Source organism: Rhizobium sp. JAB6 (assembly GCF_003024605.1).
Taxonomy (GTDB): domain Bacteria; phylum Pseudomonadota; class Alphaproteobacteria; order Rhizobiales; family Rhizobiaceae; genus Rhizobium.
Window position 1 is genome coordinate 68,143 of the sequence record NZ_PYJQ01000004.1, and the last position, 19,003, is coordinate 87,145.

A 19,003-nucleotide genomic window follows, 5' to 3' on the forward strand; every position below is an offset into this window, starting at 1 on the left:
AGCAAATCACGATAGGGTTGATACCGACTCGGCGGTACCTATGCTTTGAGCGTAGTTCGCTTTGCCGTCGAGCAAGACAATTCTGCGAAGAAAAGCCGACATGCCCAAGAGAACCTCCCCGCTCGTCGCATTTCAGTCCAAGACATTCCGTTCTCTCTGGTCGGCAACACTCATCTCCAATCTCGGCGGATTGGTCGAAGGCGTTGGGGCTGCCTGGCTGATGACCAGCCTTGCTACCTCGCATGGCATGGTCGCACTGGTTCAATCCTCCACCACGCTGCCCGTCATGATCTTTTCGCTCGCTGCCGGGGCGCTCGCCGACAATTACGACCGGAGACGGATCATGCTGATCGCGCAGACGCTGATGCTCAGCGTATCGGCGACGCTGGCGGTACTGTCCTACAGCAATGCCCTGACGCCCTGGCTGCTGCTCTGCTTCACCTTCCTGATCGGCTGCGGCGGCGCGCTGCATAATCCGTCATGGCAAGCCTCCATGGGCGATGTCGTGCCGCGCGAGCATCTGCCGGGCGCCGTGGCGCTCAACAGCATGAGTTATAACCTCATGCGCAGCATCGGACCGGCAATCGGCGGTGTCATCGTCGCGGCTGCGGGCGCCGCCTTCGCATTTCTCTTCAACGTCTTCTGCTATTTCGCCCTCATCTTCACCCTATGGCGCTGGAAGAAGGCTCCCGTGCGCAACACGCTGCCGCGGGAGTCTTTCGGCAGCGCGATGTCGGCCGGATTTCGCTACGTCCAGATGTCGCCGAACCTGCTGAAGGTAATGTGCCGCAGCTTCGTCTTCGGCCTGACGGCGATCGTCATTCTGGCCCTGCTGCCTCTTGTTGCACGCGATCATGTACACGGCACCGCAATCACCTACGGCATCATGCTCGGCTTCTTCGGTTTCGGCGCCATCTGCGGCGCGATGCTGATCGGCCGTATCCGCGATGTGCTGAGCAACGAATGGGTGATCCGGGGTGCCTTCTTCACGCTGGCCGCCAGCTGCTTCTTCCTGGCGCTCAGCCATCAGGTATGGCTGAGCTGCCTTCTGCTCATGCCGGCCGGCGTCGCCTGGGTGCAGGCCTTTTCGCTATTCAACGTCACGGTTCAGCTTTCGACGCCGCGCTGGGTGGTCGGCCGTGCTTTGTCTCTCTATCAGACCGCCACGTTCGGCGGCATGGCTGTCGGAAGCTGGCTCTGGGGCGAACTGGCCGATGCCCATGGAGTCACCGGCGCTCTCCTCATCGCAAGCGCCGCGCTCGCCATTGGCGGTCTGCTTGGCCTTCTGTTGCGCCAGCCGGACTTCGAATCCCTCAATCTCGATCCGACGAACAGCTTCAGCGAACCGCAATTGCAGCTCGACCTGCGTCCCAGAAGCGGTCCGATCCTGGTCATGGTGGATTACGACATCGAGCAGGAGGACGTGGAGGAGTTTCTGGCCGTCATGGCAAAGCGCCGCCGGATGAGAATCCGCGACGGCGCCAAGCAGTGGTCGCTGTTGCGCGATCTGGAAAAGCCCAACACCTGGACGGAAAGCTACCATCTGCCGACCTGGATCGACTATGTCCGCCACAGCCAGCGCCAGACGCATGCCGATGTCGAGGTCGCCGAACAGCTGAACAGGCTGCATCGCGGCGACGGGCCACCGGTCATCCACCATATGATCGAACGGCAGACGGTGCCGCGGCACGACGATATGCCCCTGAAGCCTTACCTCGATGCGACATGACAGCTACGGACCTGCCGTTGGCATGATGGATACATGTTTGCGAAGACAGCTCGACCGGATATGCCGTTCCACCTATATTCTCCGGATCGAAATCGCCGTCTACTCGGACGGTGGATTTGGCGGAAGCGCATAGTCATGGACCAGTTCAACAATGCCGCTACGACTCTCCTCTCCAGCAAGGATCGCGGCTGGAAGGGCCTGGAAGCGAACTTTCTTCGCATTCAGGCTGGCCGCACCCATGTGCCGGGATCACAGACGCATCGGCTCGGCATTCATTTCGGACGCGCCGTGAATGCTCTTTGTGAGTGCGACGGCCGTCAATATCGCCGTCGTCAGGCGCATGGTGATATCGATATCGTTCCAGCCGGACTCGACGGCTGGTGGGAGGATGACGGAGACTGCACCATTCTGCGCCTGAATATCCAGCACGAACTCCTTCAATCCGCCGCGGAAGCGCTCGGCCGAAATCCGGATACGGTATCCCTGGCACCAAAATTCCAGCTTCGGGATTCCCGGATCGAATCGATCGCCTGGGCCGTCAAGGCCGAAATCGAGTCATCCGTTCCATCGGACAGGACCTATGCGGAAGCGCTGGGGTTGGCGCTGGCGATCCGTCTGGTGGAAGGCGACAAGCAAACGTCTCTCGGGGCTGTCGCGAGAGGCGCCACATTGACAAGCCGCCATCAGCGACGCTTGGTGGATTTTATCGAGACCCATATCGATCAGTCGCTGTCTCTTGCCGATCTCGCTGCCACGGCAGGCTTGAGCATCTCGCATTTGAAGCCGCTCTTTCGCGCCACTTTCGGCATGCCGGTTCATCGCTATGTGCTGACGCGCCGGGTAGACCGTGCCAGATTGCTCATTCTCTCCACTGACATGCCGCTCGCCGAGATCGCTGCGGCGACGGGGTTTGCCCATCAGAGCCACATGACGCATTGGATGCGGCGCGTCCTCGGCCTCACCCCCGGCATGCTGAGCCGAATGCATTCCTGATTTCGATTGTCGTCCAAACCTGCAATTGGCCGTCCGAAACTGCGCGATCCGATGGGCACACATGGCTAGGCTGCAGGCAGGATCGACAGGAGAAGATGCAATGCACGCAATTCTGGGCGCCACCGGCAAGGTCGGCCGCACGACCATCGCCGAGCTGCGCAAGTCCGGCGTTCCAGTTCGCGCAATTCTGCGCGATGGTTCGAAAGCGCAGGCCTTTTTAGAACTCGGCTGCGAGATCGCCATTGCCGATGTGCATGACCATCGGGCGCTGACGGCCGCATTCGAAGGGGCGAGCGCCGTCCAGATCATCTGCCCGGTCGATGTTCGCGCCGCCGAGGCCTATTCCGGCATGAGACGACTGCTCGATTGCCTCGGCGAGGCCCTGTCAGCCGCCAAACCGCGAACCATTCTCGCCATTTCCGATTATGGCGCGCAGCATAGCTCCGGCACCGGCGTCACGCTGATCTTCCACGCCCTTGAAGCGCGGCTGCGTCAGCTGGAGACCGAACGCCTTATCCTGCTGCGATCGGCCGAGCACATGGAAAACTGGGCGCGTCTGGCAAAGGTAGCGGCAGAGAGCGGCCGATTGCCGAGCTTCTACCATCCGCTGACCAAGCTTCTTCCGACTATCTCCGCTTTCGACGTGGGCTCGATCGCCGCCGAGCTGCTCCTGGAAAAGCAGGACGCCGCTTTGAGGATTGTTCATGCCGAAGGTCCTCGGCGCTATACCCCGAGCGACGTTGCGGCGGCCATCGGCTCGCTGACCGGTCGCGATGTCGCTGCCCAACCGCTCCCTGAGACAGATTGGCAGGCCGCACTCATGCGGGCAGGCCTTTCCGAAGACTATGCGGGACTATTGGTCGAGCTCTATGCGGCTCATAATGCTGGCCGAATAGACGTTGAAAGGGATGTGGGCGAAATCCGTCGAGGCACAACCGAATTGATGGAGGTGCTGCGGCGGATTCTCAGCGCATGAGAATGCCCCCGCCTGTCGGAACAGGCCGTTTGCCGCCCTCCACACGATCTCAGCAGCGCGGGATGGTCAGCACGACGGTCGTACCGCCACCCTTGCGGCTGTCGATGGTGGCGTGGCCGCCATGCGCCTCGGCGATCGCCTTTACGACCGAAAGGCCGAGGCCTGACCCGCCGCCTCTTCGCGTTCTCGCATCGTCGGCTCTCCAGAACCGCTCGAAGGCGCGTTCGCTTTCCGCAGCCGTCATGCCGGGGCCATCATCCGAGACCATGATGACGCACAGGCTGCTGGCCTCCTGCGAGGCTACACGCAGCGTCGAGCCTGGAGCATAGCGTGCGACATTGTCGATGAGTGCAAGCATCGCCTGCCGGACTCGTGCACGGTCGGCAATCACAGCCATCTTCTGCAAGTCGGTTTCGACCCTAACGGCGAGGCCGGTAAGCGACGGCTTCACGGAATCGATGATATCTGCGATTTCTTCTCCCACGTCGAAACGCGATTGCTGCAGCTCCATGCGCCCGGCATTCATCAGCGAAAGCGTCTTCAGATCGTCGACGATGCGGGTCAGCGCATCGATATGCCCGATCAATCCACGGAATACCTCCTGGCTCGGCTCGAAGACCCCGTCCGCCAGTCCCTGCATGCGGCCGCGCAGGATTGTCAGTGGCGTGCGCAATTCGTGTGCGATGGCCGAATTCGAATATTGGAGCTCCTTTTCCGCCCTTTGCAGCTCCTCCGCCATACGGTTGAAGTCGTTGATCAGGCGGTCCGCTTCGCCGAAATTGCCTTCGCCCGTCGCCCGGCCGGCAAAATCCCCATCCGCGATGAGACGGGCAGCTTCCGTCACGGCCGTCAAGGGCTTGACCAGGCGCCTGGCGAGACGCCATCCAACATAGGCGCCGACGGCTTGGCCGATCGCCACGTTGATGCCAAGCACGACGAAATCGCTGACGGCCCAATCGTCCGGCGGAGCGGCGTCCTTGAACAGCCATTCGTAGACATAGCCGTAGATCAGGAATCCGAAAAACATCACCGACAGGGCGACGAAGGCGACGATTGTCGTCGACCAGATGATTTGCCTGTTGAGGCTGTTGCTAACCGAAGTCGCCAAGGCGGTAACCCACTCCCCGCACGCCGTTGAGAAGATCGCCGACACCCGCGGCATCGAGCTTGCGGCGAAGCTTGCTCATGTGGCTGTCCACAGTGCGGTCGAGCGCATCGCCTTCGGGAAGGCAGGCATCGACGATCTCGCCGCGTTCGAAGGCCCTGTTCGGAAAGCCGGCCATATATTCGAGGATGCGGAACTCGGTGCGGGTCAGGTTCAACGGAATGCGGCTTTCGCCGTCCTCCACCACCGCCATGTGCGCGATCGGATCGATCGCAAGCCTGCCGACCCGCAGCACCTTATTCGCAGCACTTCCCGTCGTCCGCCTCAAGACGGCACGCGCCCGGGCGACCACTTCGACAGGGTTGAACGGCTTCACCACATAATCGTCGGCGCCGGAACGCAGCCCATGCAGCTTGTCGAGGTCGTCGGCGAGCGCCGTGACCATGATGACAGGCGTATTACTCCTTTGGCGAATGGTAGAAAGCACCGCGTGGCCATCAAGCTTCGGCAGTTTGACGTCGAGAACCACGAGATCCGGCCGCAGCCGCTGGTGATGGGAAAGCCCGATCTCGCCATCCGAGGCCGTCAGCACCCGAAATCCCTCGCGCTCGAAATAGCGTTCGAGAATATCGGAAATCTCCGGCTCGTCTTCGACAATCAGTATCAGTGCATTTTCCATCCAAAGCTCCTTTACCGGAAAGAAACGTCAAACAGAGCCCGCGCGTCAACATTCCTCCGCCCTCCTCCATCAAACCTCCACAAAACGTCGACCGAAGGCCAACAATCCCAATGTCTGCTTAGGCTCGAACGAAAGTGCCATTCGCGCCCGGCGTTGAAGCGGCCCCCGAATGGGTTCATTCGATCGAGACGCGGAGCGACGATCCCGGCGCGTTCCGGTCAATTGGGAATGCATCTATGCGATCTGCATTCGAGCTGCCTTCCCGGAAGGCGACATTGGCGGCAACAGCGATGCTCATCGGGCAGGCTGCGGCGGCCATGCCGCAGGGAGACATACCTCTGCGGGGCCGGCCACTCTCGATGGTGGGAGCTTCAATCCACAGGGAGTGAATTCGTCTCAGCTCCGCTGCCCTTGCGGAACTGGCTGGGTGGAGCACCGATAATACGCTTGAAGGCACGGCTGAACGATGCTTCCGCGTCGTAGCCCAATCTCCGTGCAACCACGGAGACGCGCATTCCATTGCGCAGCCATTGAAGAGCCTGATGCATGCGCACCCTGGCAACGTAGCGTGCCGGCGTTTCACCCACGACTTTCAGGAAGCGCTCCGCAAAGCCCGAGCGTGAGACGCCCATCAGGTTTGCAAGTGCCGCCAAACTCCAGTCGCGGTCCGGCTCGAGATGAATTGCAGCCAGCACCCGGCCGATCTCTGGGCTGCGAACCGCGGCAATCCAGCCGGTGGTATCGCCGCAGCCATGTTCGACCCAGGTCCTGATCAATGTTGCGGTCAGCACATCCGCAAGCCTTGCGAGTATGCCGCCCGCGCCGACCCGATCCATCTGCCCTTCGCGCGTCATGGCATCGAGCAGATGCGGAATGGCCGGCTCGTTCCTGGCCAGATCGCTGGTGAGCATGGTGTCGGGCATCAGCCGCAGCAACGGATGAAGATTGTCGATATTGAAGCGCATCGCCGCCGTTAAAGCCACCGTTCCCCCACAGGCATCGGAGCACTGGAGATCGAAGACATCCCGGCAGACTTCCTTGCGGTCAAATTGCTCGAAAGGCACGGGCGGCACGCCCGGCTCGCTTGCGATCACATGTGCGTTGCCACGCGGCAGAAGCGCAGCATCGCCCGGTCCCAACGGAAGCCAGTCGCCTGACGGCGCCTGAAGCCAGGCAGATCCGGATGAAATGAAATGCAATCTCGCCGACGGCTGCGGCGCAAAATAGGTCGCCCACGGCTCCGAGAGTCGACAGCGCCCATATTCAACACCATCGAGCCGCAAGCCTCTCAGCATCTCGCTCAGAGCATCATGGGTCTCACCGGCATTGTCTTTGGACGAATAGTCAAGCATCTCGGATTTCCTAGCATGGAAAGTACAGAGTGTCACGATTACCTTTTGCTCGACGGCATCAACAACACGCCAAGACATCTTAATATAGGACGCGCGCCATGGCAGAGAGTGATTTCAGGCCCAATCCATCTCCTCACAATCAGCGGACGGCAGAGACATCCAGCAGACCCAGGTGGGATGCCGTTGTCGCCCTGGCGCTCGGCGTGTTCGGGCTCGTTACGGCGGAATTTCTGCCGGCCAGCCTGCTGACCCCAATCTCTTCCGATCTTGGCCTCTCTGCAGGGGAGACCGGCCAAACTGTGACTGCAACGGCCGTCGTCGCTGCATTTGCCGGCCCGGGTATCGTCATAGCCACTCGAAGATTCGACCGACGCCGTGTGCTGTTTGGTCTGACTGCTCTTCTGATCCTCTCCTGCGCCCTGGCGGCAACCGCCGACAATTTGATTTCACTCCTCGTATCGCGAGTTCTGCTGGGCGTAGGGCTCGGCGGCTTCTGGGCGATGGCCGGCGCGCTTGCAATGCGGCTGGTCCCGATTGAACATCTCCCTCGGGCAATGGCGATGATCTTTACCGGCGTTTCCGTCGCGACAGTCACGGCAGCACCGCTCGGCTCCTATGTAGGATCGACCCTGGGATGGAGGGCTTCCTTCGTCCTGGCCGGCGCTGTCGGCGTGCTTGCATTTATTGCCCAGGCCGTCACTGTACCGTCGCTGCCACCGGCAGGCCACGCAGGCTTGTCCACGCTCGGCGCCGTTCTGACGCGGCCCAAGATCCGGGTGGGTCTGATCACGACACTTCTCATCGTCGCAGGCCATTTTGCCGGCTTCACCTATATCCGTCCCTATCTGGAAGGTATCGCCCATCTCAACGTCGAGATGGTATCGCTGGTGCTCCTTGCCTACGGCGTCAGCGGTTTCTTCGGCAATATCGTCGGCGGCATGATCGCGGAGCGCAGCTCTGCTGTTGGCACCATCTTCTCATCGAGCCTGATCGCCGTTGCCGCCGCTATCTTCGTAACCGTGGGCGCATCCGAACTCGCCGCGATTGTCGGAGTGGCCATTTGGGGCTTCGCCTTCGGCGCCTTTCCCGTCTCCATCCAGAGCTACATCACGCGTGCCGCTCCCGACGAAGCTGAAAGTGCTGGAGCACTGCTGCTGACCGCTTTCCAGGTCGCTATTTCCAGCGGAGCAGTCCTCGGCGGCGTATTGATCGACTTGCAGGGACCGCTGGGCGTTATGTCGTTCCTCGGAGTTGCCTGCCTTGCGGGAACCATCGTGATGGCAGCACGAGGCGGCAAGCAGACTGCGCTCACTCAAAGCTGACGAGCAGGATCACAGCGTCTGCTCCGATAATCGAGGGGCGCTTTCGAACTGCAGATACGGCGGCCATCGGAAGCGCCCTCGCTTGCCACGGCACGGAGCAATCGAAGTGCTCGTTCGCGCTGCAGCGATCGAGATAGCTCCGGTCCGGGTCAACGTCCTTTCGCCTGGAGATCGGCGTTCTGTCAGATAGACACCGGGCCATACTCCCCCTTCATGATTCGGCCTACGCCTCATTCCATATAGGCCGCAAGCTCCTCAGGCATTCCCCGAGGAAAAGCTTCCTTAAGATAGTCCAGAAATGCAGACACGCGGGCGCTCAGCAGCCGCCGTGTCGGGTATAGCGCCCAAAGAGCGGTCTGAAATCCTTCCACCTCGCCCCAACTGACGAGCCTGCCGGCGGATAGATCGGGGATGGCGAGCGATAGCGGTAGACGCGCTGCGCCCACGCCGGCGCGAACGGCATCGCGAACCATGATGAAGGAGGAGACACTCAGAACTGGCCTTGCCGCGAATCGCAATTTTCCCGCTGAAGTCGTGACCTCCCACGATTCAGCTTGATTCATCGCTCCACGTGTGACGGCGGGAACGGCATCGCCGCCTGCCGGACGCGGCAGGTCGGGACTTGCCACGACGACAAGCCGGTCGTGCAGGAAGACGCGCCCGACAAGACTTTCATCCGGCTCCGGATTCACGCGAATGACCACATCATAGGCTTCCTCGATCATGTCGACGGCCCGGTCTTCCGTCGTGATCTCAAGCCGAACTTCGGGATATTTCCGGACGAACCCCGCTGCAAGCTTTCCCAAAGCCGTCTGCGAGAACAGCAAGGGTGCGCTGATCCGCAACCGGCCGCGGGGGCTATGTCCACCTGAAGCGATCGCCTTCGCCGTTTCGTCGAGCTCGGTCAACAGTGCGCCCGTTCGCTCGAAGAGTGCGCGCCCCTCCTCCGTCAGCTTCAGCGTCCGTGCGCCGCGCTCGAACAGGCGCAGGTCGAGACTTGCCTCCAGCTCGGCCACGCGCCGGGACAAGGTCGCCTTCGGGCGGCCGGCTGCGCGCGCGGCCCGACCGAACCCGCCATGGCGGGCGACCAGATTGAAATCGGCGAGAGCTAGCAGGTCCATGTGTTCCATCAGTGAGACAGTGAGTCCAAATAGAGCGTCTATCGGGATCAATGTGGATCAATAAATTGATGACTGTCAACTGAACATCCCAAACGGAGTAACCACAATGACCATTCTCGTTACTGGCGCCACCGGCCGTGTCGGCCACCACGTCGTCGATCAACTTGTCAAGCGCGGCGCAAAGGTCCGCGTGCTGACCCGCGATCCCTCGAAGGCCAATGTCCCGGCCGGCGTCGAAGTCGCCCAGGGCGACCTGCTCGACATCGACGCCCTGCGCAACGCCTTTCAAGGCGTCAGCACGCTGTTTCTGCTGAATGCCGTTACCGGCGATGAATTCACCCAGGCGATCATCACACTCAATATCGCTCGCGAAGCAGGCGTCGAACGCGTCGTCTATCTCTCCGTGTTCGAAGCCGATCAGGCGGTGAATGTCCCGCATTTTGCAGTCAAGTTCGGCGCCGAGCGCATGCTCGTGCAGATGGGCTTCAGCGCCACCATCCTGCGACCGACCTACTTCATCGACAATGAGCTGATGATCAAGGACGTGATCCTCAATCACGGCATCTATCCGATGCCGATCGGCAGCAAGGGTGTTGCCATGGTGGATGCTCGCGACATCGCCGAGGTTGCCGCCATAGAACTGATCCGCCGCGACCAGGCTCCCGGCAAGCTGCCGATCGAGACGATCAACCTCGTTGGTCCCGACACGCTGACCGGCGCGGATGCGGCCAAGATCTGGTCGGACCTGCTCGGCCGTCCGGTTGTCTACGGCGGCGACGATCCGAGCGGGTTCGAGCAGAACATGGCGAGCTTCATGCCCAAGTGGACCGCCTATGAGATGCGCCTGATGGCGGAACGCTACGTCAGCGACGGCATGATCCCCGAGACCGGCGACATCGAACGCCTGACCGCGATTTTGGGTCGTCCACCGCACAGCTATCGTGATTTCGCAACCGCGATCGCGAACGCGGCATAAGGGCTGCCCGCTCAACTCACCCTCGGAGATCCCTCACAATTAGGCGGGCACACACGAGCTCGGATAAGGTGGCGCGGCCGCGAGGCCGCGTCATATCATTATTCTACCTGTATTTCATTCATTGAGACTTGATGGCAACGGGCGCAAACTTCCACACCAGATCGTCGATCATCAGCCGCCGTGCCAAGATTTAAGCGCTTAGCACGGCGGCATAAGATCAATTCACCTGAAGATCGCGCGTCGCCTATTGCTGCGCCGGCGCAGCTTTCTGAATCTTGTCCTGGACCTTCTTCACAAGTGCAGGATCCTTCTTTGCGGCCGTCAGAATGGCGTTATATTCGTTCACCGACATGCCCGGCGAGGTCTGAACGGCCTGCACCATCTGCTTGCTGGCCTCCGTCTGCAGCTGTTGCTTCGCAGTCGGATCCTGCGTTGCGCCGATCTTGGCCGAATATTCCTGCCTGATCTTGTCCACCTGGAGATAAGCGACGGCAAAAGCCTCTATTTTCTGGTCGCTGACGGGTGCAGCCGTAGCATTGCTGTCGGGCTGCTGTGCTTGCGCGGGTGGCTGCTCCTGTGTGGCTTGCTGTGCGAAGGCTTGATTGCCGAGAACCATCAGGCTCAAGATTGCAGCTGTCAACGATGCAGCAGGGATATGACGAATCATCTCAATTCCTCTTCAGTCGTTCGGGGGAAACACCTCTTTGATGGCGTAGAGCGAAGGCTGGCATATCGTGTGGATATCGCCGTCGATCAGGGTTGAGGAACGATCCGGCGTCAATGTGGCAGTCAAACGTTTTCTGTGAGGTCATAACGCGGCAAGGCACTGACCATAGGGCGGCAGCTTTATGGCAGCCGTTCCGCTTCGGCCGCGAGTTTCCTGCGAGGGCAACGAGCATCGTTAGGAGATGGCCGCGATCTTGTTTTCGTCAGGGAATGACGATCTCATGCCACTTCGCGCCCGGATCGACGGAAACAGCAATCGAACGGTGCGAGCGTACCGTTCGCCTTGTGGTTCAGGCAGCCTTGGCCGTCTCGATGATCTTGGCGAGTGCCGTCAGTTCCTCAGGCGTCAGATCGGTCAGCGGCGGGCGCACGGGGCCGGGATCCTCGCCAAGCACGCGCAGGCCGGCCTTGATGATCGAGACCGCATACCCCTTCTTCCGGTTGCGCAGGGCGACGAACGGGAAGAAGAAGCCGGTCAGGATTTCATCCACCGTTGCCTGGTCTCCGCTCCGCAGCGCGCCGTAGAAACGCTGGGCAAGTGCGGGAATGAAATTGAAGACGGCGGAGGAATAGGTCGTCACACCGGCAGCGAAATAGGCCTGAGCATAGACTTCATGAGTCGGCATGCCGCCGACATATACGAGGCGATCCTTGAGGGTGGTGGTGATCTCGATCACCTTGTCGACATCGCCGACCCCATCCTTGCAGCCGATGAGGTTGGGACACTCGTCTGCAAGCCGCGCGATGCTATCGGCGCTGAGCACCGCATTGTCGCGGTTGTAGACGATGACGCCGATCCCGACCGATTGGCAGACCGCCTTGACATGGGCGATCAGGCCGGCCTGTTCCGCAAACATCAGGTAAGGCGGCAACAGCAATAGACCATCGGCTCCGGCCTTTTCGGCTGCCTTGGCGATCTCGATGGCGAGCGACGTGCCGTAGCCTGTTCCCGAGATGATGGGCGTAGTGCCGGCGGATGCCTTTGCGGCGCGCACGACCTGTTGGATTTCTGCGGGATTGAGGGAGAAGAATTCACCGGTTCCGCCAGCTGCAAAAAGGGCTGCGGCATCATAGCCTGCCAGCCATTCCACATGGCGACGGTATTTCGCCTCATCGAATTTAAGATCGCTGTCGAAATGGGTAACAGGGAAGGACAGCAGACCGCTGCCAACCGCCTTTTTCAGTTCAATCGGGTCCATCCGGCATCCTATCGTCGGTTGGTATGGCAACGGTTCTCAGGCGCCTTCGAGCGACTGAACGAGGGCGGCGATGTAGCCGTAGCAGAAGGCGAAGGCCACGCCGGTCGGGTCCCGGCCGCTAATGGTCGGCACGTGATCGGGCATCAGCATGTATTGATATCCGACTTCCTTGTAGATCTTTGCGGAGCGGACCATGTCCATGTCGCCCTCGTCCGGAAAGGTCTCCATGAAAGAGAGCTTGCCGCCGCGAATGTTGCGGAAATGAACGTTGAAGAGTTTTCCCCGCGTGCCGAACCAGCGGATGATGTCGCCGATCTCCTCGCGCGGATTGTCGAGCATCTCGCCAACCGATCCCTGGCAGAAATTAAGGCCGTGATAGGGACTTTCGCGCATCAGCACGAATTTCTTCAAGCCTTCCACAGTGCCAAGGACGCGGGTTACGCCGCGGTAGCCCGGCGGCGTATAGGGATCGTGCGGGTGGCAGGCGAGGCGGACGCGATTGCTCTCCGCCACGGGAACGACGCGCTTCAGAAAATAATCGATGCGCTCCCAATTCTCGTCTTCCGACAGGACGCCGGCAAGGCCGGGAGCGGCCTGATGATCCGCCTTATCCCAACGGAAGCTCGCATTCATCGAACCGCCGCGCCCGGGCTCCTCCGGCGTGCGTGGAATGCCGATGAGGTTGAGGTTGTATTTCGCCGCGGGAATGCCGGCAGCCGCCACATCTTCGATGAGCTTGCAGACCGCATCGATCTGGCGATCGCGATCCGGTCCGGCAAGCAGAATATCGGGGTAGGTTGCTTTCTCGATCGGTTGAGACGGCAAGGGGAGCTGGATCATGTCCAGGATAAGTCCGAAACTCTCCATCTTGTCGCGGAAGCGCTCAAGTTCGGAGAGGGTCCAGCTTTCCGACTTTCCTGGCGGGTCCGCGCAAATATGCTTCACCCCCAACTGCGCGAAAACGCGGTAATCGTCGTCGTCCCGCGCTTCGACCTGCGTACCTAAATACACGGAGCGTCTCTCCCTCATATTTCTCTATGTCATATGACATAATATGAATTTTTCGAGGTGTCGAGCACTGATGGGCAATTTCGCGAGGCTTTCAGGCCCCGTAGAGTTTCGCCCAGTCATAATATGAGATTAGCCGCGTTTTATGGGTGCTATGAAAATCAGGGAAGCGAGGGACCGTATGGCCTATTCACCTCGCTTCGCACATAGCCCAAGATACGCATAGGTTTGCATTCGTCATACGATCCTGTAATCGAAGGCAGATGATGAACAGATTTCTTGGTCTCCTTTCGATCGGGCTTGCCCTTTGCGCATGCGAGCAACGCGGGATGGAAGCCGTGGATTGCCCGCGCCAAAGTCCCAACCTAGTGGCTCAGGGTCCCAACGGACCCTACGAATTCCGCGAGGATTGCGAACCGGGTGCCTTGACCTGCATCGACCCAAACAAAAAAGCCGAAACGGGGAACGGCACCGTGATATGCCGGATCAGGAAGCAATAGAAGATTATCCGCCCCCTGCGACGATAACCATCGCCTTCAATGCTCCTCCCTAAGGCAGCGTCGGATCGTGGATAGCGGGCCTCGGCCGCCCTGCCATAGGACGGCGAGCTTTTCCGGCAGCGGCAGGCTCAAACGCAAGGCAATGCCTGCTTCCTGCAGCCCTTCGGCATCAGCGCGATGAAAGCGGTTCAGTTCCAGCGAAACGCCGTCAGGTTCGACCACGAGGGTACGGGCGATGGCCACGCGCTGGCGCTGGCCTCCCGGAGAGCTGATGCGGGAATTGCTGCAGGGCGGAGACATGCAGGCTGACGGGTATTGCGTCCACCCTTAGGATGCGCAAAGCAATTCATGAGATCGTCACGGCCATGACGCAAACTCCGATAGAGCCACTCGACCGGCTGGACGACCAAGCAGGCGCGCCGCTCGCCTGACAAGCCCGACCAGGTCCCGCGGCAGTCGGATTAGCGGCGCAAATCTCATGCGCGGTCGCAGTCACGGGAACAGAAGCAACCATCCAGGGAGAGGGAGAATGAACATAAGTCTGATCGTGCATCCCGGTGTCGATAGCGCTCTTATCGCCTGGCGCAGCGGCTTCATCGACCAGTGCCGTGGCTTTGCCCTGCGGCGGAAGATCAAGCGGGCGGCCGGAAGCCCGCAAAGCCCGAATACGGTCTCCGATGTCGATGCCGACGGCTTTCATGAGGAGATCGTCGCAAGCTGGGTCGGCTTCGCCGACGGGCCGGCCGTCGCGGAAGGCACGCGCAAGCCGACGACCGAATGGCCGATCCAGAAATATCTCTGGTCCGATTTCGCCGTCAATCCGGGTGATGTCGTCGCCTACAAGGTCTCTGCCATGATCGGCTCCGAGACGGCATTGCAGGAATCGCCCGATCATGTATCGGACTGGAGCGATGCCATGCCGATCGGGGTCGAGACCAGCGGCCATGTCAGCTGCTATTTCAACCGAGGCATCGTTGCCAGCCAATGGCTTGCCCGCCTATTGCCCGAAGAGGCTCCCAGCACCAAACTCAAGAAGGCGATCGCCAACCCGGAAGATCCGATCCGCCATTTCCTTGCAGGGCCGATCCGCGACAAGTTGGTATCGCTCCTCAATGATATCAGGTCGAATGGCGGCCATATCTATGCCGCCCTGTTCGAGCTGGACGATCCGGAGCTCATTCCCCTGCTGCAGGGCTTCAAGAAACGGGCTCACATCGTGCTCGGCAATGGCAGCGTCAAGAAAAAGGGCGAGGACGAAAACGAAAACGCCCGGTCCGAACTGTCTTCCTGCGATGTCAGGGATCGCATGAGCGCGCCGCGGGCATTGGCGCACAATAAGTTCCTCGTCATCTGCGCCGCCGACAAATCGCCGCAGGCCATCTGGACCGGCAGCACGAATTGGACGATGACCGGCCTTTGCACGCAGGCCAACAATGCGCTTCTGATCGATAACCCGGCCGTCGCGCAATTCTACCTTGACCAGTGGAAGACGCTTGCCGCCGACGGCAACGATTCTCCGCCCGCCCTCTATGAAAGCAATGCCGAGCCCAGAACAACGCCGAAAGCGAAAAATACAACGGTCTGGTTCACGCCAATGCGCGAAGGGCTCGATCTCGAACAGGCAGGCGAGCTGATCCGCGGCGCCCAGCAGGGCATCCTGTTCGCCATGTTCAATCCGGGCCCTCGCGGTACGCTTCTCAACGACATCATCGAGCTTGCCTCTCCTTCGAGCCCTTCGTTCAAGCCCGATCTCTATATCCAGGGCGTGGTCAACCAGAATCCGGGCACGGCAAAGAACCCTGTCGTGCTGTTCAACAGAGGTGAACGGATCGACGCCAATGCCGACGTCGTCCTGCCCGCCGCGATCCCCGGCCGTTTCGCCTATTGGCAGAAGGAAGTTCTGAAGCTGCCGACGGCGCACGCCATGGTTCACAGCAAGGTGGTCATCATCGATCCATTCGGCCCCAATCCCGTCGTCATGACCGGCTCCCACAATATGGGCCCGAAGGCGAGCGGCGTGAACGACGAAAACCTGGTGATCATCACCGGCAATGGCGATCTTGCCAGTCAGTATGCCGGCAAGATCATGGAAATCTATGCCCAGTATCGCTGGCGGCAGTCCGTCCAGAAACAGGGCGGCGCGCCCAAGTGGACCGGCCTTGCCGATGATGACAGCTGGCAGATCAAATCGCCGGACCAGCCCTATGACAAGCGCCGCATACGCGAGCTCGACTTCTGGTTCGGCAAGAATGACAGCGCCTGACATGCGGGGGTGCCGATCGAGGATCGCATTCAGCTTTCTGGCATCGCCCATATCCGACGAAGCCCGTAGCCATCCATTCGGGCAGGTTAAATAAACCTCCGGTAGCTGCTAGGATATCCGCTATCGGCTTGGATGCCACCCCCGAGCCGGCTACTGCAGCGTCCGGCGAGACTGCATGCCCTCGCAGTGTCGTCGGACACCCTTCCCGTCGGAGCGCCCGTTTCGATGCCTTATGCCGCTCGCCCCGCATTGCGGCCGGAAAAAATGCACCCTCCCAGGAATGTGCCCTCCAACGCACTGCAGCCGTGATATCCGCCGCCGCCGAAACCTGCCGCCTCGCCGCAGGCATACAATCCCGGTATGAGCGCACCGCTCCGCCCGAGCGCCTGGCTATTCAGATCGGCTTCGAGCCCGCCCAGAGATTTGCGGGTAAGAATTTTGCGGGTAAGAATATGGAGGCGCACGGCGATCAATGGGCCTGCCTTTGCGTCCAATATGCGATGCGGCCGAGCCGTACGCATGAAGCGGTCACCGAGATAGCCGCGCGCCTGTCGCAAGGCGACGATCTGCGCGTCCTTGGCAAAGGGGTTGTCCAATTCACGGTCGCGGGCTTCGATCTGCCTGCGCAGATGGGCAAGGTCGAGCGGACGGTCGGCGATGCGGTTCATGCCCGCGACCAGTTCATCCAGCGTTTCGGCAACGACGAAATCCCTGCCTTTCGCCTTGAAAGCTTCCACGGGCGGGGCAGCCAGTCGGCCAAGGCGGCTGCGCAGAAGAAGCCCGATATGGCGTCCGGTAAGATCCGGGTTCTGTTCGGAACCCGAAAGGGCAAACTCCTTCTTGACGATCTTCTGTGTGGTCACGAACCAGCTGTAGCTATGACCGAGCTTGCAGATATGCTGCAACGTCGCAAGGCCGTCGAAGCCAGGCAGGCAAGGTGCGGGCATGCGATTGCCGTCGGCGTCGAACCAGAGCGAGGACGGCCCCGGCAGGATGCGAATGCCATGGTTCGGCCAGATCGGGTCCCAATTCTCAATGCCTTCCGTATAGTGCCACATGCGGTCGCCATTGATCGGCCGCGCGCCGGCAGCCTCGGCATGCCCGATCATCAGACCGTCGACATGATGGGGCACGCCGCTCAGCATCCGTGCAGGAGGCGAGCCGAGACGCTCGACCGGCCATACACGGCGAACCAGCTCCTGATTGCCGCCGATGCCGCCGCTCGCCACGATCACGGCTCCTTCGATGCGGAAGTCGCCGACGACATCCCGGTTCGATCGCTGCCCGCGGCGGATATTGTCCTCCGCCAGGATCTCACCCTCCACGCCGGTAATGCCTTTGTCATCGCCGATCAGCCGTGTCACGCGCCGACGAAATAACAGTTCGACCTTCCCCTCCCTCTCTGCTGCCACAACCCTTTTTACGAATGGATCCAGAACGCCGGGACCCGTGCCCCAGGTCACATGGAAGCGCGGCACGGAATTGCCGTGCCCGTCGGCAAGGCCACCGCCGCGTTCTGCCCAGCCGACCACGGGAAACCAGCGCATGCCAAGCCCATGCAACCAGCTGCGCATCTCGCCGGCGGCGAAATTGAGATAGGCCTCGGCCCAGGCACGCGGCCAGAAGTCCTCCGGCCGGTCGAAGGCTGCCGCGCCAAGCCAATCCTGACGGGCGAGATCGACACTGTCGCGAATGCGCATGCGCCGTTGTTCCGGCGTATCGATCATGAACAGCCCGCCGAGAGACCAGAAGGCTTGCCCCCCGAGACTAGCGCGTGGCTCCTGATCCACAAGGATCACCCGTTTCCCGCGCTCTATCAGCTCACAAGCGGCGACAAGGCCTGACAGGCCTGCTCCAATGATGACCACATCCGCACGATCGCTCACCCGTTCTCCCTCAAGCGAATAGCGTCCTCCCTGCGAAACCTAACGAAGTTTACGTAAAAGTAAAACGGATAACAGTTCCGACGAGCGTCGGGAATCGTTCCACCAAGCCTGCTTCCCATCTCCACGAAACCTGCACGATATTCATGTTGTCTTCCGATGCCGACAGCGACCAATCGCCCATCCTGCTGACGAGACCACCGCTGTCGACACGAAAGAACCTTCAGCAGGTTTGGGCTCCGAGGGAACGGGGATGGTGGCGAACGATGCCGCCAGGCCCTCTAGGGAAACATCATGTATAAGCGGAAGACGCCCACGCTTGTCGATTGGCTTTCGATGTTGGCACGGCTGGCACTGATCCTAATGGTTTACCTGTGGCCGACATTTCTTCGTTTCATTCTAGGCTCTGTCTTTTCTGTCGCGCTTGCCGCACTCATATATCATTTGCTTGACGTGCAGTTGAATTTTTCGGTGCAGGGTTCCCCTCGACAAGTGGCTCCGCTTGCTCGCGAGCAATAGCCTTTACCTTCAAACACGGAACTCCCTCCATCGTCGAACCGAGCGTCGCGTCCCTTCGGCGAAATGAAAGCCCGGTCTTGCAATTGACTGGGGAAGGGAAATCACGACAAAGTAGGTCTCCACACAGCCTTCTCCATCGCATCGGCTTGCCTGACATCGGAAAAGGCATGACCCGATCGCTTACAGGAGAGGAGCAGCAGCCATGGGCAAGCTTCCCGACATGACGAAACACCGCGGCTTTCCTTCCGGCATGCCGGGTACAGGCGTACAATTCACCATTCGCCGCGCAAATCCCAAGGGCGTGACGCCGATCAAGAAACTGCCGCGACGTGCGCGGCCCGGATCGCAGGAACATCTGATCGATGCCGCATTCCTCCACGCGCTCTGGCATTATTTCGGAGCAGAACCTTTCGAGCGCGGCAATCTCGATGCCGCGCGGCTGAACCTCCTCTTTGGGCGCGAGGTGATGCCAGCCCACAAGGATTTTGATCCGCTCTCCTATGAAGCCATGCTTGTGATCAACGAGAAAGTGGCTCGGGAAAGCTTCCCCGAAGCGTTCGAAGACGTGATGGAAATTTGACACCGGCACCTCGATCCCACAAACGACCGGGCATTTCTCGGCACGCAACCCCTGGCTAGCCGCCGACTGACG

16 protein-coding genes are annotated in these 19,003 nt (G+C 60.5%); 7 read left to right on the forward strand and 9 right to left on the reverse strand.

All coding sequences use genetic code 11. From position 1 onward, the window contains the following. The first annotated feature begins 100 nt into the window (after positions 1-100). From C7U61_RS05145 to C7U61_RS05155, 3 genes are all read left to right on the forward strand, one after another. Entirely contained in the window at positions 101-1,729 is a 1,629-nt protein-coding gene (locus tag C7U61_RS05145) for an MFS transporter (protein WP_106997089.1), read from the forward strand. A gap of 135 nt (positions 1,730-1,864) precedes the next feature. Continuing rightward, entirely contained in the window at positions 1,865-2,722 is an 858-nt protein-coding gene (locus C7U61_RS05150) for an AraC family transcriptional regulator (RefSeq protein ID WP_106997090.1), read from the forward strand. A gap of 100 nt (positions 2,723-2,822) precedes the next feature. Then, positions 2,823-3,698: an NAD(P)H-binding protein gene (locus C7U61_RS05155; protein ID WP_106997091.1), complete on the forward strand. Its 876-nt coding sequence runs from the start codon at positions 2,823-2,825 to the stop codon at positions 3,696-3,698. A 49-nt stretch (positions 3,699-3,747) separates the two neighbouring features. Here the strand turns inward: C7U61_RS05155 and C7U61_RS05160 are convergent, their stop codons facing one another. The 3 genes from C7U61_RS05160 to C7U61_RS05170 all read right to left on the reverse strand — a co-directional run bounded on the left by C7U61_RS05160 (position 3,748) and on the right by C7U61_RS05170 (position 6,834). Further along, a complete protein-coding gene (locus C7U61_RS05160; protein ID WP_106997092.1) occupies positions 3,748-4,806 on the reverse strand; it encodes a HAMP domain-containing sensor histidine kinase in 1,059 nt (352 codons plus the stop codon). Next, the gene (locus tag C7U61_RS05165) at positions 4,790-5,482 is read right to left on the reverse strand and encodes a response regulator (RefSeq protein ID WP_106997093.1); all 693 of its coding nucleotides are present in this window, start codon (positions 5,480-5,482) and stop codon (positions 4,790-4,792) included. The genes C7U61_RS05160 and C7U61_RS05165 overlap by 17 nt, the downstream gene beginning before the upstream one ends. Before the next feature lie 371 nt (positions 5,483-5,853). Next, the gene (locus tag C7U61_RS05170) at positions 5,854-6,834 is read right to left on the reverse strand and encodes an AraC family transcriptional regulator (protein ID WP_106997094.1); all 981 of its coding nucleotides are present in this window, start codon (positions 6,832-6,834) and stop codon (positions 5,854-5,856) included. Between the two features lie 98 nt (positions 6,835-6,932). Between C7U61_RS05170 and C7U61_RS05175 the strand changes: the two genes are divergently transcribed. Continuing rightward, complete coding sequence (locus tag C7U61_RS05175) at positions 6,933-8,156, forward strand: MFS transporter (RefSeq protein ID WP_106997095.1); 1,224 nt, start codon at positions 6,933-6,935, stop codon at positions 8,154-8,156. A 230-nt stretch (positions 8,157-8,386) separates the two neighbouring features. On the opposite strand, the gene C7U61_RS05185 is transcribed toward C7U61_RS05175, so the two are convergent. Continuing rightward, complete coding sequence (locus C7U61_RS05185; RefSeq protein WP_106997096.1) at positions 8,387-9,277, reverse strand: LysR family transcriptional regulator; 891 nt, start codon at positions 9,275-9,277, stop codon at positions 8,387-8,389. 106 nt (positions 9,278-9,383) lie between these two features. On the opposite strand from C7U61_RS05185, the gene C7U61_RS05190 reads away from it, so the two are divergent. Next, the gene (locus C7U61_RS05190) at positions 9,384-10,253 is read left to right on the forward strand and encodes an NmrA family NAD(P)-binding protein (protein ID WP_106997097.1); all 870 of its coding nucleotides are present in this window, start codon (positions 9,384-9,386) and stop codon (positions 10,251-10,253) included. A 244-nt stretch (positions 10,254-10,497) separates the two neighbouring features. Here the strand turns inward: C7U61_RS05190 and C7U61_RS05195 are convergent, their stop codons facing one another. The 4 genes from C7U61_RS05195 to C7U61_RS05215 form a co-directional block, all read right to left on the reverse strand. Continuing rightward, the gene (locus C7U61_RS05195; RefSeq protein WP_106997098.1) at positions 10,498-10,920 is read right to left on the reverse strand and encodes a DUF4168 domain-containing protein; all 423 of its coding nucleotides are present in this window, start codon (positions 10,918-10,920) and stop codon (positions 10,498-10,500) included. A gap of 349 nt (positions 10,921-11,269) precedes the next feature. Further along, a complete protein-coding gene (gene kdgD / locus C7U61_RS05200) occupies positions 11,270-12,178 on the reverse strand; it encodes a 5-dehydro-4-deoxyglucarate dehydratase (RefSeq protein ID WP_106997099.1) in 909 nt (302 codons plus the stop codon). Between the two features lie 36 nt (positions 12,179-12,214). After that, on the reverse strand, positions 12,215-13,189 hold the full coding sequence (locus C7U61_RS05205; RefSeq protein ID WP_106997100.1) for a mannonate dehydratase: 975 nt from the start codon (positions 13,187-13,189) through the stop codon (positions 12,215-12,217). A gap of 533 nt (positions 13,190-13,722) precedes the next feature. Next, positions 13,723-13,929, reverse strand: a complete 207-nt coding sequence (locus C7U61_RS05215) for a hypothetical protein (RefSeq protein ID WP_245410745.1) — start codon at positions 13,927-13,929, stop codon at positions 13,723-13,725. Positions 13,930-14,215: 286 nt separating this feature from the next. Between C7U61_RS05215 and C7U61_RS05220 the strand changes: the two genes are divergently transcribed. Then, positions 14,216-15,949 (forward strand): phospholipase D-like domain-containing protein, encoded by a 1,734-nt coding sequence (locus C7U61_RS05220; protein ID WP_106997102.1) that lies wholly within the window; start codon positions 14,216-14,218, stop codon positions 15,947-15,949. A gap of 230 nt (positions 15,950-16,179) precedes the next feature. On the opposite strand, the gene C7U61_RS05225 is transcribed toward C7U61_RS05220, so the two are convergent. Next, positions 16,180-17,835, reverse strand: a complete 1,656-nt coding sequence (locus C7U61_RS05225; protein WP_106997103.1) for an FAD-binding dehydrogenase — start codon at positions 17,833-17,835, stop codon at positions 16,180-16,182. Positions 17,836-18,553: 718 nt separating this feature from the next. Between C7U61_RS05225 and C7U61_RS05235 the strand changes: the two genes are divergently transcribed. Continuing rightward, positions 18,554-18,931 (forward strand): hypothetical protein, encoded by a 378-nt coding sequence (locus C7U61_RS05235; RefSeq protein ID WP_106997105.1) that lies wholly within the window; start codon positions 18,554-18,556, stop codon positions 18,929-18,931. The last annotated feature ends 72 nt before the right edge of the window (positions 18,932-19,003 follow it).

Excerpts from the sequence above, each read along its gene's own strand:
- C7U61_RS05145 (WP_106997089.1), top strand. The coding sequence starts at position 101 with ATGCCCAAGAGAACCTCCCCGCTCGTCGCATTTCAGTCCAAGACATTC.
- C7U61_RS05150 (WP_106997090.1), top strand. The coding sequence starts at position 1,865 with ATGGACCAGTTCAACAATGCCGCTACGACTCTCCTCTCCAGCAAGGAT.
- C7U61_RS05155 (WP_106997091.1), top strand. The coding sequence starts at position 2,823 with ATGCACGCAATTCTGGGCGCCACCGGCAAGGTCGGCCGCACGACCATC.
- C7U61_RS05165 (WP_106997093.1), bottom strand. The coding sequence starts at position 5,482 with ATGGAAAATGCACTGATACTGATTGTCGAAGACGAGCCGGAGATTTCC.
- C7U61_RS05170 (WP_106997094.1), bottom strand. The coding sequence starts at position 6,834 with ATGCTTGACTATTCGTCCAAAGACAATGCCGGTGAGACCCATGATGCT.
- C7U61_RS05175 (WP_106997095.1), top strand. The coding sequence starts at position 6,933 with ATGGCAGAGAGTGATTTCAGGCCCAATCCATCTCCTCACAATCAGCGG.
- C7U61_RS05185 (WP_106997096.1), bottom strand. The coding sequence starts at position 9,277 with ATGGACCTGCTAGCTCTCGCCGATTTCAATCTGGTCGCCCGCCATGGC.
- C7U61_RS05190 (WP_106997097.1), top strand. The coding sequence starts at position 9,384 with ATGACCATTCTCGTTACTGGCGCCACCGGCCGTGTCGGCCACCACGTC.
- C7U61_RS05195 (WP_106997098.1), bottom strand. The coding sequence starts at position 10,920 with ATGATTCGTCATATCCCTGCTGCATCGTTGACAGCTGCAATCTTGAGC.
- kdgD (WP_106997099.1), bottom strand. The coding sequence starts at position 12,178 with ATGGACCCGATTGAACTGAAAAAGGCGGTTGGCAGCGGTCTGCTGTCC.
- C7U61_RS05220 (WP_106997102.1), top strand. The coding sequence starts at position 14,216 with ATGAACATAAGTCTGATCGTGCATCCCGGTGTCGATAGCGCTCTTATC.
- C7U61_RS05235 (WP_106997105.1), top strand. The coding sequence starts at position 18,554 with ATGGGCAAGCTTCCCGACATGACGAAACACCGCGGCTTTCCTTCCGGC.